Here is an 18602-nt window from a genome sequence, read left to right as displayed (position 1 = left end):
GAGCGCTGCGTTTCGTTCGGCTAGGTGGCCGCCCTGGCTCCCACCGTCGCGTCGTAGAGCTCGACGAACTGCTCCGAGTTGTAGTCGATGAAGATCTTCAGGTCGGCGTAGGCCGACCGGGGTGAGCCGTACAGCTCGACGGCCTGGGCGGTGGTCTCGAACATCATGTCGTCGTGGCCGTGCGAGCCGTCCAGGTCGATGTGGGCCTGCGCGCCGCGCGCGCACTGGGGTCCGAACTCCTTGGCGGCCCGGCCGACGAGCGCGGGCGCGTACCGGTCGGACCACCATTCGAGATACCAGTCCCACAGCGCGACGGGGGCGGGGCCGCGCTGGTCGGTCGCGAGCCGCAGATAGGCCATGGTCCTGGCGGTGCCGGGGAAGGGCTCGGTGGCGTTGATCTCGTCCAGGGTGACGCCGAGCGCGGCCAGGTCGCGGACGAACATGCCCTCGTGCCCGATCTCGTCGGCCAGGTACTTGGCCAGCTTCGCCGCGAGCCGGTAGTCGCCGAAGCTGGCCTTGTAGAGGGCGTAGGCGTCCGCGATGTTGTCCAGCCGGATCTGCAGGACGGTCTCGATCATGAATCGGGTGTAGTAGTCGCGGTCGGTCCAGGTGCCGTCGCAGAATCCGCGCAGCACCGGCACCTGCTCGAACTGGCGCTCGGTGAGCTCCAGGGCCAGTCCTTCCAGATGGGCCCGGCTGAGCTTGTCCATAGTGGTCTCTCCCATGTCGGCTACCTGAGCCCCTCGGTCGGGACGCGCTGGTAGGCGGGGCCGACCTTGTCCGCCGGTATGAGCGGCAGCGTGACCGAGGACGGGTGGGCCGGGTCGTGGTAGATCTTCTGGTGCGCGACGCGCTGCCGATCGCTCGCGCCGAACGGCTCCCCGGTGTTGGGGTTCGGCGCGTATTGCGGATAGTCGCTGGAGGAGATCTCCAGCCGGATCCGGTGCCCCGCCTTGTACAGGTTGGACGTCGGCCAGATCTTGATCGTGTACTTGTAGATCTTGCCGGGGACGATCGGGGTGGGCTTGCTCGACGAGGCCCGGAAGCTCGCGCGCAGGATGCCGTTGTTGAGGTTGGCGGCGGTGTCGTCCGGGTGGACGTCGACGAGCTTGGCCGTCCAGTCGGTGTCCTTCGCCGACGAGGACGCGTAGAGGTCGACGCTGATGGGGCCCGTGACGTGGGTGTCGGCGGTCAGCTCGGGGCTGGTGTAGACCAGGACGTCCGGGCGCTGCTCGATGGGCTGCTGGTCGAACATTCCCTGCTGGCCGCCGAGGCTGTCGCAGCAGGAGTGCCCGCCGAGCGAGGGAACCGGGTTGCGGGGGTCGTAGGTGTAGGCGTCCGGCGGCTGGACGCGGTCCGGTGGCCGGGTGGTGAGCTGACCGTCGCCGAGGAGTGTGGCGGCGTGGCCGCCGCTGCTCAGGTAGTACTTGGTGAACCGCGTGCCGGGGACGGGCCAGCCCCCGGCCCGCCGCCACACGTTGGATCCCATCTCGAAGTAGTCGACCGTCGGCCGGCCGTTGCTGACGCCATTGGAACGGCCCTTGAGGTAATGGTCGAACCAGGCGAGCATCACCCGGTCGGCCGGGCTGTTACCGACCGGGCCGATGGCCTTCAGCATCGGTGAAGGGCCGCAGCAGGGCGGGAACGCCCAGCTGTTGTGGTCCCAGGGGCCGATGACGAGGCGCTGACCGGCCCGCGCCTGCGGGGAACCGCCACGTTCGACCATGCCGGTGAAGTTGCGGATCCCGCCGTCGAGGAAGGAGTCGTACCAGCCTTCGAAATGCAGGACGGGGATTTTGAGCTTGGAGTGATAACGCTCGGGGGCCCAGCGCTTCCAGTACGCGTCGTTGGTGGAATGCTTGATCCAGTCAAAGAAGTACGGGGCCACCTTCGGGTCGTCCGGACGGAACGGCGGGAAGGTCCGGTACGGCCGGTGCGCCATCCACTTCCCGATGTCCAGGCTCACCGTCTCCAGCTCCTTGGCGAGCGCGGTGTCGCCCCTGTTCACCGCCGCGCTGTGCACGATGGTGTGGGCCGCCCACGGCTCGATGAACCCCAGCCGGAACTGCCCGCCCTCGTAGGTCCAGCCCTCGTAGTAGTCGCTGGACGTGTTGAAGGGCACGATCGTCACCAGGTGGGGCGGGAGTTTCCCGGCCGCCAGCCATTGCACGGCGCCGACGTACGACGACCCGTACATTCCCACGCGCCCGTTCGAGCCGGGCAGTCGGGCCGCCCACTCGACGGAGTCGTAGCCGTCATTCTGATCCTGCTCGAATTCATAGAACGTGCCCTTTGAGGCATACTGCCCGCGCACATCTTCGACTACCACCAGATAACACTGGCTAGCCAGCCAGAACGGCGAGATAAAGCGATGGGGAGCGTTGGGCGGTCCGCTCTTTCCGTACTGCGTGCGCATGAGAACGACCGGGACCTTTTCCTTGGCCTTCGGCCGATAGACGTCCGCGGAAAGGATCGTCCCGTCGCGCATGCGGTCCGGCACGTCCTTCTGCACGGTGACCGCGCACGGCCCCGCCTGCCCGGCGTCCACGCCGGTCTGCCGCGCCGCTGACAGGGAGAACACGAGGATCGCGGCGAGTCCGGCGCCCATGAGGGCCCGGTACCGTCCCGCTCTGGAACCCATCACAGGCCGCACCCCTCTTTGATCGTCCGGTCCGGTCACCCCCCTGTTAAAAGCAATAACTTGACCGCTGACAACAAGTGTGGCCGGATGTGGACACTATTACTTCACCCGCTCATTCATGCCGACCACCATCGCTTTCTCACCACTCGGCAGCGCGACCAGGGACATTAACATTCCTTTACCATCACCTCATGACACAGCGTGTCCGGCGTCCGATAAATGATCATCAACCGCCTTGTTGACACCGATGATCGCGCAGGTAGATTCGGCACCGCCGGTTTCGGGCGCTATGGGGCAGATGAGGTTGCCGAATGAAACCTGGACCACGGGGCGGCGCCGCCCATAGGTCATTGCCGGAACCCGCCATTCACGACCTGATCGAAGCCCGGGCCTTGGCGGCGCCCGGCGACATCGCCGTGATGGATGGAGCGCGCCAGATCTCCTACCGCACGCTGAACGAGCGGGCCGACGCCCTGGCCCGCCTCCTACGCGACCACGGCGCGGGCCCCGAGGTCGTCGTCGCCCTGGCCCTCCCCCGCGGAGCCGACCTCCTGGTCGCCATGCTCGGCACGCTCAAGGCCCAGGCCGCCTACCTCCCCCTGGACGTCGACGACCCCCCGTCCAGAGCCGAACACATGCTCCACGACGCCGGAGCCCGCCTGATCGTCACCGACCCCCACCACGCCCCACGCTTCAGCGGCCTCACCACTCCCAACCAACTCAACGCCGCCCCCAAGCCCCCTCCGGACACCGACCCGCACGCCGCTGACGCCGTCACGCACGCCGCCGCCGCGACCCCGCCGAATGCCGACACACCCACCGTCAAGCCCCGGCCGCAGACGGGCCCGCCCGCTGGCGACGCCCAGCCGAAGGCGGACACGTCCGCCGCTGACGCCGACACGCACGTTGTCGTGCTCCGTTTGACGGCCGATTCAGGCGCCGCCACCGCGCTCGCTCCGGAGGGGGTGGCGAGCGCTGTTGTGGGAGGGGAGGGGCTGGCTTATGTTGTGTTCACTTCGGGGTCGACGGGGCGGGCCAAGCCGGTGGCGGTCACGCATCGGTCGCTGGTCAACCATGCGCGCGAGATGGGACGCCGGTACGGGCTGACGGCGTCCGATCGCGTCCTGCAGTTCGCCTCGCCCGCCTTCGACGTGCTGGCCGAGGAGGTCTTTCCCACCTGGCTCGCCGGGGGGCGGGTGGTGGTGACACCCGATCCGGCGGCGCCGTCGGACGTTCTCGAAGGGTTCGTCCGGGCGGCCGGGGTGACCGTGCTGAACCTCCCGACCCCGTACTGGCGTCAATGGGTCCATGACCTGGACCGGGATCCGCGGCCCCTGCCCGGGAGCCTCCGGCTGCTGGTGGTGGGCACCGAGCGGGCCGCCACGAGCACGCTCGCCGGGTGGTGGCGGCACGCCGCCGTCCCGGTGGTGAACGCGTACGGTCTGAGCGAGACCACGATCACCGTGACGTCGCGTGCCTTCGAGCCGGGCGAGGTCCCGGCCGGCGAGACGCTCCCCATCGGAACGCCCATCGCGGGCTGTGCGGTGTTCGTCCTGGACGCCGAACTCCGGCCGGTCGCCCCGGGTGGCACGGGCGAGCTGTACGTGGGCGGGACGGCCCTCGCCCGGGGCTATCCCGGACGGCCGGAGGCGACCGCCGAGCGGTTCGTCCCGCATCCCGGACGGCCCGACGAGCTGCTGCTGCGCACCGGCGACCTCGTCCGGCGAGGGCCCGGTGACGAGCTGGAGTACGTCGGGCGGGTGGATCGGCAGGTGAAGATCCGCGGGCACCGGGTGGAGCCCGCTGAGGTCGAGGCCGTGCTGCACGCCCATCCGGAGGTGGCCCGCGCCCATGTGCGGGGCGAGGACGGCGCCGTGTCGGGCGAGACGCGGCTGGTGGCCTATGTCGAGCCGCACGACGACCGGCGGATTCCCGCGTCGGCTTCGTTGCGCGCGCATCTGCGGGCGGCGCTCCCCGATGCCATGGTCCCCGCCGCCTATGTCCTTCTCCGGGCCTTGCCCCGGCACCCCAACGGGAAGATCGACGTGGCCGCGCTTCCCGCCCTCGACCCGCTCCAGGGCCGGGCCGCCGCGCCCTACGCGCCGCCTCGCACCGAGATGGAACGTGCCCTGCTCGCGATCTGGCGGGAGGCGCTCGCCACCCCGGGCGGGGGCATCGACGACGACTTCTTCGAGCTGGGCGGGCACTCCCTCAGCGCCGCCCGGGTCGTCACCGGGGTCGGTTCGCTCCTGGACCGGGCGATCGCCGTCCGTGATGTCTTCGCCCATCCGACGGTGCGCGAACTCGCCGGGCTCCTGGATACGCCGGAGACGGCCCGTCCCGCTCTCCCGCCCCTCACGCGAAGCCGTGCCGAGAGCCCAGCGCCGCTGAGCTACCAGCAGGAACAGGTGTGGTTCCACAGCAGGCTGGCCCCGGAGAGCATCGCCTACCAGACACAGACCACCATCCGGGTGGCCGGACCGCTGGACGTGGCCGTCCTGAACCGGGCGGTCACCGAGATCGTCCGGCGGCACGAGATCCTGCGCACCACTTACCACGAGGACGAGGGGCGGCTTCACCAGGTCGTCCACCCGCCGGAGCCGGTGACCGTCGCCGAGGCCGACCTGAGCGGGCTGCCCGCGCGGGCCCGGGACGAACGGCTCGACGCGCTGGTCGGGGACGATCTGCGCAGGCCGTTCGAGCTGTCCCGGCTTCCGCTGATGCGCTGGACGGTCATCCGGCTGGGCCCGCGGGAGCACGAGCTGGTCGTGGTGGAGCACCATGTCGTCCACGACGGGTGGTCGTTCTCCGTGCTGATGCACGAGCTGACCGCGCTATACGGGGCCTTCGCCAAAGGCGACCCCTCGCCGCTCGCTGAGCTGGACGTCCAGTACGGCGACTACGCCCGATGGCAGCGGGACGCGATCGGCTCGGCGGCGATGCGGGCGCGGCGGGCGCGCTGGGCCGAGCGCCTTGCGCACCTCCCCGCGCCGATGGAGCTGCCCGCCCGGCGCGTCCGCCCCGAGGTCCAGACCTTCCGGGGCGACACGATCCGGGCCGATCTGCCCGCCGGGCTGCCGGCCGCGCTCCGGGACCTGTGCCGCCGGGAGCGGGTGAGCCCGTTCATGGCCATGCTCGCGGGGTTCGTGTCGCTGCTGCACCGCTACAGCGGCGCCGACGACCTCTGCGTGACCTCCGGCTTCGCCAACCGCGGCGTGGGCGGCACCGAGCGGTCGCTGGGCATGTTCGTCAACACCGTCGTGCTGCGCTGCGACCTGGGTGGCGACCCCACGTTCCGGGAGCTGGTCCAGCGGGTCCGCGACGTGGTGCTCGACGCCGAGGCGGGCCAGGAGTTCCCCTTCACCGAGCTGATCCGGCTCCTCAATCCCGAGCGGGACGCGACCCGCAGTCCCCTCATCCAGGTGATGTTCAGCTCGAACGACACCCCGATGCCGGATCTCGACTTCGCCGGGTCGGCGGGCACGCTGTTCGAACGCGCCAACGGTTCGGCGAAGACCGACCTCAACGTGGTGATGATCCCGCGTGCCCAGAGCCGGATGGGCGGCAGCGACCGGATCGACGACCGGATCACCCTGCTCTGGGAGTACGACACCGACGTCTTCGAGTCCCCGGTCATGCGGGAGATGCTCGACGGATACGTCCGGCTGCTGGAGCGCGCGCTGGCCGATCCGGAAACGCGGGTCGGTGATCTGCCGCTGCTCGGCGAGCGGCGGCGTCACCAGATCCTGCGCGAGTGGGGCGGTGGCGACCTCGCCGACCCGGCCGAGCCGCTCGTGCCCGTGGCGGTGGCGCGGCAGGCGCGCCGGGTCCCGGACGCGACGGCCATACGGGACGGCGACCGGACGCTGACCTACCGCGAGCTGAACGAGTGGGCCGACCGGCTCGCGGCGCGGTTGTGCGAGCTGGGGGCGGGCCCGGACTCGGTGGTCGGCGTGCTGCTGCCGCGCGGCGTCGAGCTGGTGGTGGCCGAGCTCGGGATCATGAAGGCGGGCGCGGCGTTCCTCCCCCTGGATCCCGACCATCCGGCCGCCCGGCTGGCGCTGCTGTGCACGGACGCCGGCACGACCGTGGTGGTGACCGCTGCGGAGCACGCGGTCCCGAGCGGCGTCACCGGGGTGCTCCTGGACGACCTCCCGGCCAGCTCCAAACCCTTGCCGCCCATACGGGGCAACCAGCTCGCCTACGTCATGTACACCTCCGGCTCGACGGGACGGCCGAAGGGCGTCATGGTCGAGCACGCGTCGCTGGCGACCTTCACCGCCTGGTACCGGCGCGAATACGGGGTGGGCCCGGCCGACCGCCTGGCCATGGTCAACGCACCCGCCTTCGACGCCTCGATCATGGACATCTGGCCCGCCCTCACCGCGGGCGCCAGCGTCCATGTCGCGGACCAGGAGACCCGGCTGTCCCCCGCACGTCTCCAGAACTGGCTGATCGAGAACCGGATCGCCACGACCTTCCTCACCACCGCGCTGGGCGAGGCGCTGCTCGCCCTCCCCTGGCCCGCGGATACGTCCCTGCGGTACCTCCAGACGGGCGGCGAGGTGTTCCGCCGCCGCCCGGACGCCGGCACCCCGTTCCAGCTCGTCCTGGCCTACGGCCTCACCGAGGACACCGTCTTCTCGACCACCGGCACGGTGTCCCCCGCCGGGCCGGACGACGAACTGCCCGACATCGGACGCCCCATCACCGGCACCACCACGTACGTCCTGGACGCGGCACTGCGCCCCGTCCCGCCGGGAGTGCGCGGCGAGCTGTACCTAGGCGGGACGGGCGTCGCCCGCGGCTACCTCGGTCAGCCCGCGCTCACCGCCGAGCGCTTCGTCCCCGACCCGTTCGGCACCGAGCCCGGCGGACGGCTCTACCGCACCGGTGACCTGGCCCGGCACCGGCCGGACGGCACGCTGGAGTTCATGGGCCGCACCGACGCGCAGGTCAAGCTGCGCGGGAACCGGGTGGAGCCGGGCGAGATCGAGACGGTGCTCAGCCGCCATCCGGCCATCGCGCAGGCCCATGTGGCCGTCCGCGACGACGGCCCCGGACACGAGAAGCGGCTGGTGGCCTATCTGGTGCCGTATCCGGGGGACGAGATCCCGTCTCCCCCCGACCTGCGCGCGCACCTCGAACGCGAGCTGCCGAGCTTCATGGTCCCGGCGGCCTGCGTGCGGCTCGACCGGATCCCGCTGAACGCCAACGGCAAGGTCGACCACGCCGCCCTCCCCGTCCCCGACCCGTTCGTCCAGGGCAGCCACGAGGACGCGGCCACGCCCACCGAACGGGTCGTGGCCGAGGTGTGGGGCGAGGTGCTCAAGCTCCCCCGGGTGAGCGTGCTCGACAACTTCTTCGACCTGGGCGGGCACTCGATGCTGGTCCACCGGGTCCGCGATCGGCTCGTCGAACTCCTTGGCCGGGGCCCGACCATCGTCGAGTGCTTCCAGTACACGACGGTGCGCGCTCTCGCCCGCCACATCGACGGCCATACGGGTGACCGGCCGGACGAGGTCCACGGGGTTCAGGACAGGAGGAGCGGCCTGACCCGGCTGGGCGCGCGGCGGGCCCAGCGCGCGCGGACGTCCGGTACCGAAGGAGGTGGAGCGCGATGACCGACCCGAACGAGCACGCGGAGGCCGACGGCGAGAACGCCTTTCTCGCCGTCGTCGGCATGTCCTGCCGCTTCCCGGGAGCGGGCGACGTCGACCGCTTCTGGGACAACCTGATCAACGGCCGCGACACCGTCACCCGCCTCCCCGAGCGCACCGACGCCTCCGGCCACGCGTACGTCCCGGCCGGTGGCTTCGTCCAGGACGCCGAGTGGTTCGACGCCGACTACTTCGGTGTCTCGCCGCGCGAGGCCCGCATCCTCGACCCGCAGCACCGGATCATGCTGGAGTGCGCGGTCGAGGCGCTGGAGAGCGCGGGCTGCGACCCGGCCAGGAATCCCGGCGTCATCGGCATGTACGCGGGCGGCGGCGACACCTCGTACGCGGCGGTCCTCACGGCGCGGCGCGACCGGCTACCTTCGGTGACCGACTGGGAGATCCGGCTGGCCACCGGAACCGACTTCCTCTGCTCGCGCGTGGCCTACAAGCTGGGCCTTCGCGGCCCGGCGGTCACCGTCCGCGCGGCGTGCGCCACCTCGCTGGTGGCCGTGCACCTGGCCGGTCAGGGCCTGCTCGCCGGAGACTGCGACCTCGCGCTCGCCGGTGGTGCCGCGATCCACGTCCCCGGGGAGCCGGGCCACTACACCGAGGGCGGCATCCTCGCCGCGGACGGCACCTGCCGGACGTTCGACGCCGCCGCCTCGGGCATGGTCGGCGGCGACGGCGCCTGCGTCGTGGTGCTGAAGCGGCTCCCCGAGGCGCTGGCCGACCGCGACCCGATCCACGCGGTCATCCGCGGATCGGCCGTCAACAACGACGGCTCGGACCGGATCGGCTACACCGCGCCCAGCGTCGAGGGCCAGTCCGCCGCGATCCGGACCGCCCAGCTCATCGCCGGAGTGGACGCGGAAACGATCACCTACGTGGAGGCGCACGGCACCGCCACTCCCCTCGGAGATCCCATCGAGGTGGCCGCGCTGACCAGGGCCTTCCGCTCCAGCACCACCAAGCGCGGGTTCTGCGGCCTCGGCTCGGTCAAGACCAACATCGGGCACACCGACGCGGCCGCGGGCGGGGCCGGGCTCATCAAGACCGTGCTGGCGCTCGAACACGGCCGGATCCCGCCCAGCCTGCACTTCACCGAGCCGAACCCCGAGATCGACTTCGCCGCGAGCCCGTTCGAGGTGGTCACCGAGCCGCGCGACTGGCGTCCCGTGAAGTTCCCCCGGCGCGCCGGGGTCAGCTCGTTCGGCATGGGCGGGACGAACGCGCACATGGTGCTGGAGGAGCCGCCGGAGCCGCACGCCTCCGTCCCGGCGCGGCCTTGGCAGCTCCTGCCGCTGTCGGCCAGGACGCCCACCGCACTGGACGCCATGACCGGCCGTCTCGCCGCCCACCTGCGCGAACGTCCGGACCTGTGCCTGGCCGACGTGGCGTGGACCTTGCAGACCGGACGCCGGGAGCATCCCGTCCGCCGGTTCGCGGTCGTGCGCGACCTCGAGGACGCCGTGCGCGTCCTCGGCGGAGCCGCCCCCGAACAGCTGGTCACCTCCGGCGGCCTGCCCCAGGCCAGGCCGGTCGCGTTCCGCTTCCCCGGCCCCCCGGGACGAAGCGACCACACCGAACCGGAGTTCCGCCGGGCCGTCGAGGAGTGCCGTGGGCACATCACCCCGGGAGACGAGGATGTGGACGCGTTCGTCCACGCATACGCACTGGCCAGGCTCTGGATCTCCTGGGGCGTCCGGCCCGCGACGGCGCTCGGCACGGGCGTGGGCTCGCTGGTCGCGGCCACCGTGACCGGTGCGCTTCCGTTGCCCAAGGCGCTGCGGCTGGTCGCGGAGGGCGCCCGCCCGTGCGAGGAGAGCGAGGCCGCCGACCCCGCCCATCTCGTCGTCGAGATCGGCCCCGCCGACCGTCCGTCGATGCTCGCCACCGCAGGACGGCTGTGGCTGGCCGGGGTCACGCTCACCTGGACGGGTGTCCACGACGGCGAGCCGCGCTCCCGGGTACGGCTGCCGACGTACCCCTTCGAACGCCGGCGCTACCTCGTGGACCTCGACGACCCGCACCTCGACGAAACAAGCCCGGCCGACGACGTCCAGCAGGTGGTGGCGGGGTTGTTCGCGGAGTTCCTGGGCCTGCCGGTCGTCGATCCCGACGACAGCTTCTTCGATCTCGGCGGCGACTCGCTCATCGCCACCCAGCTGCTGGTGCGCGCCCGGAAGCTGTTTCCCGTGGAACTCGTCCTGCGGTCGATGTTCGAGGCCCCGACCGCGTCCGCGTTCGCTGCGCTGATCGAGGATCGGATGGCGGTGCGATGACCCCGTGGCTGGCCTGTCGCGAACGGCGACCCGACGCGGGCGTCCAGCTCTACTGCTTCCCGCACGCGGGCGGCGGCCCCGCCGAGTACGTGCGCTGGTCGGACGCGCTGCCGGGCGTCCAGGTGTGGGGCCTGCGTCCGCCGGGCCGCGAGTCGCGGCTGGCCGAACCGCCCTTCACCCGCATGACCCGCCTCGTCGAGGCGATCGTCGAGTCGGTGCCCTTCGAGCGCCCCTGCGCGTTCTTCGGGCACAGCCTCGGAGCACTCGTGGCCTTCGAGGCCGCCCGAGCCCTGCGCGACCGGCCGGTTCGGTTGGTGGTGTCGGCGTGTCCGCCGCCGGCCGAGGCCGTCGAGGGGCCGGCGCTGCACGTGCTGCCCGATGCCGAGCTGCTCGCCGAGATCGACCGGTCGTGGGGCGCGCTGCCCGAGGCGGTCCGCGCCGACCCGGAGTTCCTCGCGCAGACGCTCGTCCGTTTCCGGGCCGATCTGGAAGTGCTGGAGACCTACCGCTACGGACCGGGCGCGCCGCTTGACTGCCCGATCACCGCGGTCGGCGGGGACAGGGACCGCCACACCGGCCGGATGCGCGGCTGGCGCGATCACACCACCGGGACGTTCGACCTGCGCGTGCTGCCGGGTGACCACTTCTACCTCCGTGACCGGCGGGACGAGCTGCTCGTCCTCCTCGAAACCCTCCTGAAGGAACCTCTCGAATGATCCGAGTTGGCGTAGTGGGCGCGGGAACCATGGGCACCGGCGTCTCCCAGCTGTTCGCCGAGGGCGGCCACGAGGTCGTGCTGGTCGATCTGGCCGACGACATCCTCCGGCGGGCCCGCGAGGAGATCGGCCAGAGCGTGCGGACGGCGCATCTGGTGCGCCGGTCCGTCCCCAAGCGGGAGCCGGACGAGGTCCTCGACCGCATCCGCTTCACCACCGAGCTCAAAGACCTGGTCGGCGTGGAGTACGTGGTCGAGAACGTCACCGAGAACTGGGAGACCAAGCGCGGGCTCTACGCCGAGCTCGACGGGATCTGCCCGTCCGGGACGCCGTTCGGCGTGAACACCTCGGCCATCCCGATCACCCGGATCGCCTCGCTCACCCGCCGGGCGCCCCGCGTCGTCGGCACGCACTTCATGAACCCCGCGCCGCTCAAGCCCACCGTCGAGGTGATCCGCGGCTACCACACCTCGGACGAGACGATCGAGCGCACCACGGCGCTGCTGGCGGGCGTCGGCAAGAAGACCGTCGTGGTGCGCGACTCCCCGGGCTTCGTGACCAACCGGGTCCTGATGCTCACCGTCAACGAGGCGATCTTCCTGCTGCACGAGGGCGCCGCCTCGGCCACCGACATCGACCGGCTGTTCCGCGAGTGCTTCGGGCACCCGATGGGCCCGCTGGCGACCGCCGACCTCATCGGGCTCGACACCGTGCTGTTCTCGCTCGAGGTCCTCTACGACAACCTCAACGAGCCCAAGTACCGGCCGTGCCCGCTGCTCCGCACGCTGGTCGACGCCGGGCTGCACGGCCGCAAGACCGGCCGGGGATTCCATTCCTACGAGACCACCCCGGGCCCATCGAGGAGGGATTCAACGACGTGAACGACCAGGAACTGGGTCAGGTGCGCGAGTTCATCTCCCGGCACGTGAACGGCGTGCGCGTCGACGACGAGGAGGACCTGTTCGCCGGTGGCCATGTGAACTCGCTGTTCGCGGTGCAGCTGGTCATGTGGATCGAGCGGACCTTCGAGGTGCCGATGGAGAGCGAGGACCTCGACTTCGCCAACATCGCCTCGATCGCCTCGGTGGCCGCCTTCGTGGACCGGAAACGGACGGCCGCGTGGACTTCGAGCTGACTCCGGAGCAGCGCGGGCTGCGCAGGGAGATCATCGCCTTCGCCCGGCAGGAGCTGGGCGCCACCGTCGCCGAAGACGACCGGACGGGCCGTTTCCCCATCGAGGACTGGCGCAGGTGCGCCGACTTCGGGGTGCTCGGCTGGCCCGTCCCCACCACATACGGGGGCGGCGGCCTCGACCCGCTGACCACGATCATCGCCCTGGAGGCCCTCGGCTACGGCTGCCGCGACAACGGCCTGGTCTTCGCCATCGGCAACCATCTGTGGGGCTGCGCCGTCTACCTGCTGAACCACGGGACCGAGGAGCAGAAGAACCGCTTCCTCAAGCCGCTGTGCGACGGCGGGCTCATCGGCGCCCACGCCCTGTCGGAGCCGGAGGCCGGGTCGGACGTCCTGAGCCTGCGGACGACCGCCGTCCGCGACGGCGACCGGTACCTGCTGAACGGCACCAAGTGCTTCATCAGCAACGGCCCCGAGGCCGGTCTGTTCGTGGTGTTCGCACGGACCGGCGACGGCGGCGGACGGGCCCAGAACGCGCTGTCGGCCTTCCTGGTGCCCGCCGACCTGCCCGGGGTCCGCAAGGCCCGCGAGCTCGGCAAGATGGGCCTGCGCACCACCCCGATGGGCGTCGTGGAGTTCGACGACACCCCGGTGCCCGCCGCCAACCTGATCGGCCGCGAAGGGGCGGGTTACTCGATCTTCACCTCGACGATCGAGTGGGAGCGCTCGTTCATGTTCGCCGGTCACGTCGGGGTGATGGAGCGGCTCTTGGAGACCTCGGTCGAGCGCGCGTCCACCCGGCGCCAGTTCGGCCGTCCGATCGGGTCCTTCCAGGCCGTCGCGCACCAGATCGCGGACATGAAGATCCGGCTGGAGACGGCCCGGCTGCTGCTCTACCGGGTGGGCTGGCTGAAGCGAGAGGGCCGGTTCGCGCTGCTCGACGCCACCATCGCCAAGATCGTCATCAGCGAGGCCCTGGTGCAGACCGCGCTGGCCGCCGCCGAGGTGCACGGCGCCCAGGGATACGTGACGGACCTGGCCATCGAGCGTGAGCTCCGGGACGCGCTCGGCGGGCCGATCTTCGCCGGGACCTCGTCGGTGCAGCGCGGCGTGCTCGCCGAACTGCTGGGCCTCCAGGGCGCCCTGTCCGGGGAGGCCCGATGACCGTCCACCGCATCGCGCTCGACCCGCCGGTCCCGGAGATCCATGCCGCGGAACTCGCCGGACGGGTGTTCTTCGTCTCCGAGGCCATCCTCGACTTCGCGCTCGTCCGGTCGGCGGACATGGTCGAGGCGGTCGACGTCGTCCTGCGGGACGCCCTCGACCTCGACCAGCTCGCCCGCAAGCTGCGGTTCGTCGTGGCCAACGACGTCCTGGACCAGAAGCCGCTGGCGCGCAAGGTGATCTGGCGCGGTGACACCGCGTCCGGCCAGCCCGGCGACGTCTATGCCGAGCTGCTCCGACGGGGCATGGCGTCGGAGACCGGGGAGGGCCAGATCGCGGTCGGCGAACCCGTCCTGTCGCTGATGGACGGGCTGGACGCCGCCATCACGACGCTGGCGGCCGACGAGTTCGAAACGCGCGAGTACCGCTACCCGACGCTCATCCCGGTCGAGACCATGCGCCGCTGCGGATACTTCCGGTCGTTCCCGCAGCTGATGATGTTCGTGTCGCGGCTGCACGGCGACGTCGACACCTACCGCGGCTTCCTCGACGCGATGGCCGACGGCGGCGACGTGGCCGACGGGCTGCGCGCGCACTGCGACCACTACGACTACTGCCTCCCGCCGACCATGTGCTTCCACACCTACCACCAGCTCGCGGACCGGCCGCTCGGCGACCCGTCGCTGGTGGTCACGTCCAGAGGGAAGTCCTTCCGGTTCGAGTCGCGCTACCGGCGCTCGCTGGAGCGGCTGTGGGACTTCACGATCCGCGAGATCGTGTTCCTCGGCTCCCGCGAGTTCGTGCTCGAAGCCCGGCGCCGCCTCATGGAACGGAGCTTCGCCCTGGTGGACTCCCTCGGCCTCGGCGGCCTCTGCGAGGTCGCCAACGACCCGTTCTTCATCGAGCCCGGCACCGCCGAGCGGGTCTGGTCGCAGCACCTCCTCGAATCGAAGTACGAGCTGCGGCTGCCTCTCGACGACGCGAGGGACGTCGCGGTCGGCTCGTTCAACTTCCATGAGCGCTTCTTCGGGGAGTCGTTCGGGATCGAGACGCCCGAGGGACCCGTCTACACCGCCTGCGCGGGCTTCGGGCTGGAACGGTTCGCCTACGCGTTCCTGTGCCGCCACGGCCTCGACCCCGGACGCTGGCCGAGCGAGGCGAGAAAGGCCCTGGCATCGTGACCGCCCAGCTCATCGCGCTGTCGTCCCCGTCCCCCGCCGAGCTCGAAACCTCCACCGACGTCCTGGCCGACCGCCTGGAGACCTCGAGCGACCTGACCGCCCTGGCCCGCTGCCTGCAAACCCAGCCCCCGGACCGCCACCGCCGGGTCATGGTGGCGGCCGAAGGCGCCGACGCGGCCCGCGTCCTGCGCGAACGCGACCCGAAACGGATCTTCACCGCGGAGGCCGTTCCGGGACGTCCGGTCGTGTTCATGTTCTCCGGCGTCGGCGACCAGTACCCGGGAATGGCCGCAGGGCTCTACGAGAACCTGCCCCCGTTCAGGCACGCGCTCGACCGATGCTTCGAACTGCTGGACATGGACCTGCGCACCGCCCTCTACCCGGAGAAGGCCGACGAGCCCACCAAGCCCGGCCTCGCCGCCCTCTTCGACCAGCGCGCGTCCACCCAGGAGATCCACCGGACGGTCGTCGCCCAGCCCCTCGCGTTCGCCACGCAGTACGCGATGGCCCAGGCACTCGGGCTCACCCCGTCCGCCCTCCTGGGGTACAGCGTGGGCGAGTACGTCGCCGCGTGCCTGGCCGGAGTCTTCTCCCTCGACGACGCCCTCAACCTGGTCGCCCTCCGGGCCCGGCTGGTGGCCGACCTCCCCGAGGGCGCCATGCTCGCCGTCATGTCCGGGCCCGACGCCATCGAACCCCTCCTGGAACCGCCGCTTTCGGTGGCGGCCCTCAACGGCCCGGAGCTGACCGTCCTGGCGGGCCCCGCCGACGCGATCGAGCGAATCGGCAAGCGGCTGCTCGCCCAGGACATCGCGTCCCGCCGGCTCTCGACCTCGCACGCCTTCCACTCCCCGATGATGGACCCGGTCGTCGAGCCGCTGCACGACCTGCTCGTCACGCTGCCGCTGCGGCCGCCCACCGTCCCCTTCCTGTCCAACGCCACCGGCACCTGGATCAACGAACAGGAAGCGACCAGCCCCCGCTACTGGGCCGACCACCTCCGGCTGCCGATCAGATTCACCGAGCAACTGGCGGAGGTCTGGAAGCTCCCCGACCCCGTCCTGGTCGAGCTCGGCCCCGGCGGCACCCTCACCAACCTGGCCGTGCGCCACCCGTCCCGTCCACCCGAAGGCATGGCCCTGCGCACCCTGCCGGGCCTCTTCGAAAGCCAACCGGACATCGAAGCCTTCCTCACCACGGTCGGCAGGCTGTGGACGACCGGAGCGGAGATCCCATGGCCGACCTGACCGGCAAAACAGCCCTGGTGACCGGCGCCTCCCGAGGCATCGGCCGAGCCATCGCCCAACGCCTGGCCGCCGACGGCGCCGAGGTCGCCGTCCATTACGCGAACAACCAGACCGCCGCCGAGCAAACCCACGCCGAAATCACCAACTCCGGCGGCAGGGCCTTTCTCATCAGGGCGGACCTGAGCGCCCAGGACGGCCTGGACACCCTCTTCACTCACCTCGAAGACCGCCGCCTCGACATCGTCGTGAACAACGCCGCCGTCCTCAAAGAAACGGCAGGCGAGATCACCCCGACGGAGTTCGACCGCGTCTTCAGCGTCAACGTCCGGGCCCCGTTCTTCCTCATCCAGCGAGCCCTCCCCCTGATGCCGGACGGCGGCCGGATCATCAACATCTCCTCCGCCGTCACCCGCATAGCCCTGCGCGACATCACCTACACGATGACCAAGGGAGCGCTGGACGCCATGGGCCGCGTCCTGGCCAACCAGCTGGGCGCCCGCAACATCACCGTCAACACCGTCGCCCCCGGCCTCACCAGAACCGACCTGACCGAGTGGCTGGACGACCCGGAAATCACAGCCGCGGTAGAACGAGCCACCGCCCTGGGCCGCATCGGCGACCCGGCCGACATCGCCGACACCGTCGCCTTCCTGGCCTCCCACGACGCCCGCTGGATAACGGCCCACGTCCTGGACGCCACCGGCGGCCTCTGGCTGGGCCCCCGAGCCCCCGGCAACCCCTGGCTCGCCCTAGCCGAGCTCCCCGCGCTTCACCCGAACCAGCAGCCCGGAGAATGACGACGCCCCGAACTCCAGCCGTCCCCTCGGGGTCCTTGGAGCCCCTGACCCAGACCTCGCCGCCCGACTTCGCCAACTCCACGCAGGCCGGATCGCTGTCGCCACCGCTGTGGGAGCTCTTACGCCACTCGGTCACTTGTAGATCTCCATCGTCTGCTGGATCACACCGCGGGAGTCGTGCTTGGACAGGGCGACGGCCCCGATCTGAGCGAAACGGAGGGCGAGAATCTGGTCCACGACGCCGTGCTCGTGATGAGTGAGATCGTCACCAACGCCGTGGTCGCCGCCCGAGGCAAGGAGATCCGCCTCCGCTGCACCCTCCAGGACGCGGCCCCGCTTCTCGAATGCTGGGGCCCGTCCCCAAACTCCCCGTCCGATGCCACGCCCCGGAAAGCGCCGAAACCGGCCGTGGCCTCCCCATCGTCGCGGCCCACTCCAAGGCCGCCGGGACGCGTCCCTCGGTCGGCGACAAAGGCAAAACCGTCTGGGCCCTGATGCCCGTCGGGACCTAGGGACTCGTGTTATCGGCTTGCCGCAACCGGATGTCCGGCCAGATAGATCGCGACCGGTTCCAGCGCGTCGGACTTCATGATGACCAGGTCGGCGTCGTAGCCGGGCCGGATCCTGCCCTTGCGGTCACCGAGGCCGCAGGCGTCGGCGGCGGCGGAGGTGGCGGCGGTCAGCGCCGCCGTCTCGGGGACGCCCGCCTGCCTGTATTCCTGGAGCGTGACGGGCAGCAGTCCGTGCGGCTTGACCGGCGCGATGCCGCCGTCCGAGCCCGCCACCAGGCGCACGCCGCCCTCGTGGAGGCCGGTGACCACCTTCTGCAGCGTGCCCGGCGTGAGCCCGGCGCGGGCGGCCATCTCCACCACCTGCGGCGGCACCACCACATTCGGGTCCGCGCCCAGTGTCGGGCAGACGGCCGTGCCGGACTCGGCCAGTGCGGCGAGCAGGTCGTCGTCGATCCGCACGCCCTCGGGCGTGAGGCAGGTGCAGTGCTCGATACCGTCGGCCCCGGCCTCCAGCGCCAGCCGCACCGCCGAAAGGGCGTGCGCGTGCGCGGTGATCGGCAGGCCCGCCCGGTGCGCCTCGTCGACCGCCGCCCGGAGCTCCTCGGCGGTGAACTGCGGGCTCATGGTGTCGGTGCCCGGGGTCAGCACGCCACCGCTGGCCATGATCTTCACGACGTCCGCGCCGAGCTCGGCCTGCCGTCTGATCGCCTCGCGCAGGTGCGGTTCGTCCCGCACCTCACCGCCGAGCACCGCGCAGTGCCCGCCGACGCTGGTGATCGGCGTCCCCGACGCCACCACCGTCGGGAGTCCCGGCACGGCCCTGGAACGCCAGGTCAGCATCGCGTTGCGGTAGTCACCCAGGTCCCGCACGGTTGTCACGCCCGCCGCCAAGTGGGTTCTGAGCGAGTTCTCGATGGTCGCGTGCGTCTGCTCCACGGTGAGATCGGCGAGCCGGTCGAAGGGCGCGGGGCCGCCGTCGGCGCACAGGTGCACATGAGCGTCGATCAGGCCGGGCAGCAGGACGCCGTCATGCTGGCGGGCCGCCCAGCCGTCCGGCACCGTCGTCCCTCGCTCCACCCCCGTGATGCGGCCCTCGTCCACCAGCACCACGCTGGGATACTCCAGCATGCGCTCGCCGTCGAAGAAGCGGGGAGCGCGGATCGCGAATCTGCTCACCCGGCCACGCTAGAGATCATCCGCGCCGAGAGGCGAGCCCCGGGCAGGAAAACGATCATTGTTGGCGGGTTCTGCGCCGGGCGATCATCGTC

Annotated in this window: 12 protein-coding genes; 9 read left to right on the top strand and 3 right to left on the bottom strand. The window is 71.1% G+C overall.

Features of this window, described 5'->3' with window-relative positions; genetic code table 11:
- Positions 1-20: 20 nt before the first annotated feature.
- Both ACQPY4_RS06275 and ACQPY4_RS06270 read right to left on the bottom strand, forming a co-directional pair.
- Complete coding sequence (locus ACQPY4_RS06275; RefSeq protein WP_433333369.1) at positions 21-725, bottom strand: iron-containing redox enzyme family protein; 705 nt, start codon at positions 723-725, stop codon at positions 21-23.
- A gap of 5 nt (positions 726-730) precedes the next feature.
- Positions 731-2641: a CocE/NonD family hydrolase gene (locus tag ACQPY4_RS06270; protein WP_433333367.1), complete on the bottom strand. Its 1911-nt coding sequence runs from the start codon at positions 2639-2641 to the stop codon at positions 731-733.
- A gap of 350 nt (positions 2642-2991) precedes the next feature.
- On the opposite strand from ACQPY4_RS06270, the gene ACQPY4_RS06265 reads away from it, so the two are divergent.
- Genes ACQPY4_RS06265 through ACQPY4_RS06225 form a run of 9 tightly spaced genes read left to right on the top strand, consistent with a single transcriptional unit; the run spans position 2992 to position 16822 of the window.
- On the top strand, positions 2992-8265 hold the full coding sequence (locus tag ACQPY4_RS06265; RefSeq protein ID WP_433333365.1) for an amino acid adenylation domain-containing protein: 5274 nt from the start codon (positions 2992-2994) through the stop codon (positions 8263-8265).
- Positions 8262-10583 (top strand): type I polyketide synthase, encoded by a 2322-nt coding sequence (locus tag ACQPY4_RS06260; protein ID WP_433333363.1) that lies wholly within the window; start codon positions 8262-8264, stop codon positions 10581-10583. Before ACQPY4_RS06265 ends, ACQPY4_RS06260 begins: the two co-directional genes overlap by 4 nt.
- Positions 10580-11299: a thioesterase II family protein gene (locus tag ACQPY4_RS06255; RefSeq protein ID WP_433333361.1), complete on the top strand. Its 720-nt coding sequence runs from the start codon at positions 10580-10582 to the stop codon at positions 11297-11299. The genes ACQPY4_RS06260 and ACQPY4_RS06255 overlap by 4 nt, the downstream gene beginning before the upstream one ends.
- Entirely contained in the window at positions 11296-12180 is an 885-nt protein-coding gene (locus ACQPY4_RS06250) for a 3-hydroxyacyl-CoA dehydrogenase family protein (protein WP_433333359.1), read from the top strand. The genes ACQPY4_RS06255 and ACQPY4_RS06250 overlap by 4 nt, the downstream gene beginning before the upstream one ends.
- On the top strand, positions 12177-12434 hold the full coding sequence (locus ACQPY4_RS06245; protein ID WP_433333357.1) for an acyl carrier protein: 258 nt from the start codon (positions 12177-12179) through the stop codon (positions 12432-12434). The genes ACQPY4_RS06250 and ACQPY4_RS06245 overlap by 4 nt, the downstream gene beginning before the upstream one ends.
- A complete protein-coding gene (locus tag ACQPY4_RS06240; protein WP_433333355.1) occupies positions 12419-13597 on the top strand; it encodes an acyl-CoA dehydrogenase family protein in 1179 nt (392 codons plus the stop codon). The genes ACQPY4_RS06245 and ACQPY4_RS06240 overlap by 16 nt, the downstream gene beginning before the upstream one ends.
- Positions 13594-14778 (top strand): hypothetical protein, encoded by a 1185-nt coding sequence (locus ACQPY4_RS06235; RefSeq protein ID WP_433333353.1) that lies wholly within the window; start codon positions 13594-13596, stop codon positions 14776-14778. The genes ACQPY4_RS06240 and ACQPY4_RS06235 overlap by 4 nt, the downstream gene beginning before the upstream one ends.
- Positions 14775-16025, top strand: coding sequence for an acyltransferase domain-containing protein (locus ACQPY4_RS06230; RefSeq protein ID WP_433333351.1), 1251 nt, complete (start codon positions 14775-14777; stop codon positions 16023-16025). Before ACQPY4_RS06235 ends, ACQPY4_RS06230 begins: the two co-directional genes overlap by 4 nt.
- A complete protein-coding gene (locus tag ACQPY4_RS06225; RefSeq protein ID WP_433333349.1) occupies positions 16013-16822 on the top strand; it encodes an SDR family oxidoreductase in 810 nt (269 codons plus the stop codon). Before ACQPY4_RS06230 ends, ACQPY4_RS06225 begins: the two co-directional genes overlap by 13 nt.
- 521 nt (positions 16823-17343) lie before the next feature.
- Here ACQPY4_RS06225 and ACQPY4_RS06220 read toward each other — a convergent pair.
- Positions 17344-18510: an amidohydrolase family protein gene (locus tag ACQPY4_RS06220; RefSeq protein WP_433333347.1), complete on the bottom strand. Its 1167-nt coding sequence runs from the start codon at positions 18508-18510 to the stop codon at positions 17344-17346.
- Positions 18511-18602 lie beyond the last annotated feature (92 nt).

The organism is Spirillospora sp. CA-294931 (genome assembly GCF_050946795.1).
Taxonomy (GTDB): domain Bacteria; phylum Actinomycetota; class Actinomycetes; order Streptosporangiales; family Streptosporangiaceae; genus Spirillospora.
This window is presented reverse-complemented; position numbering and strand designations above follow the sequence as displayed.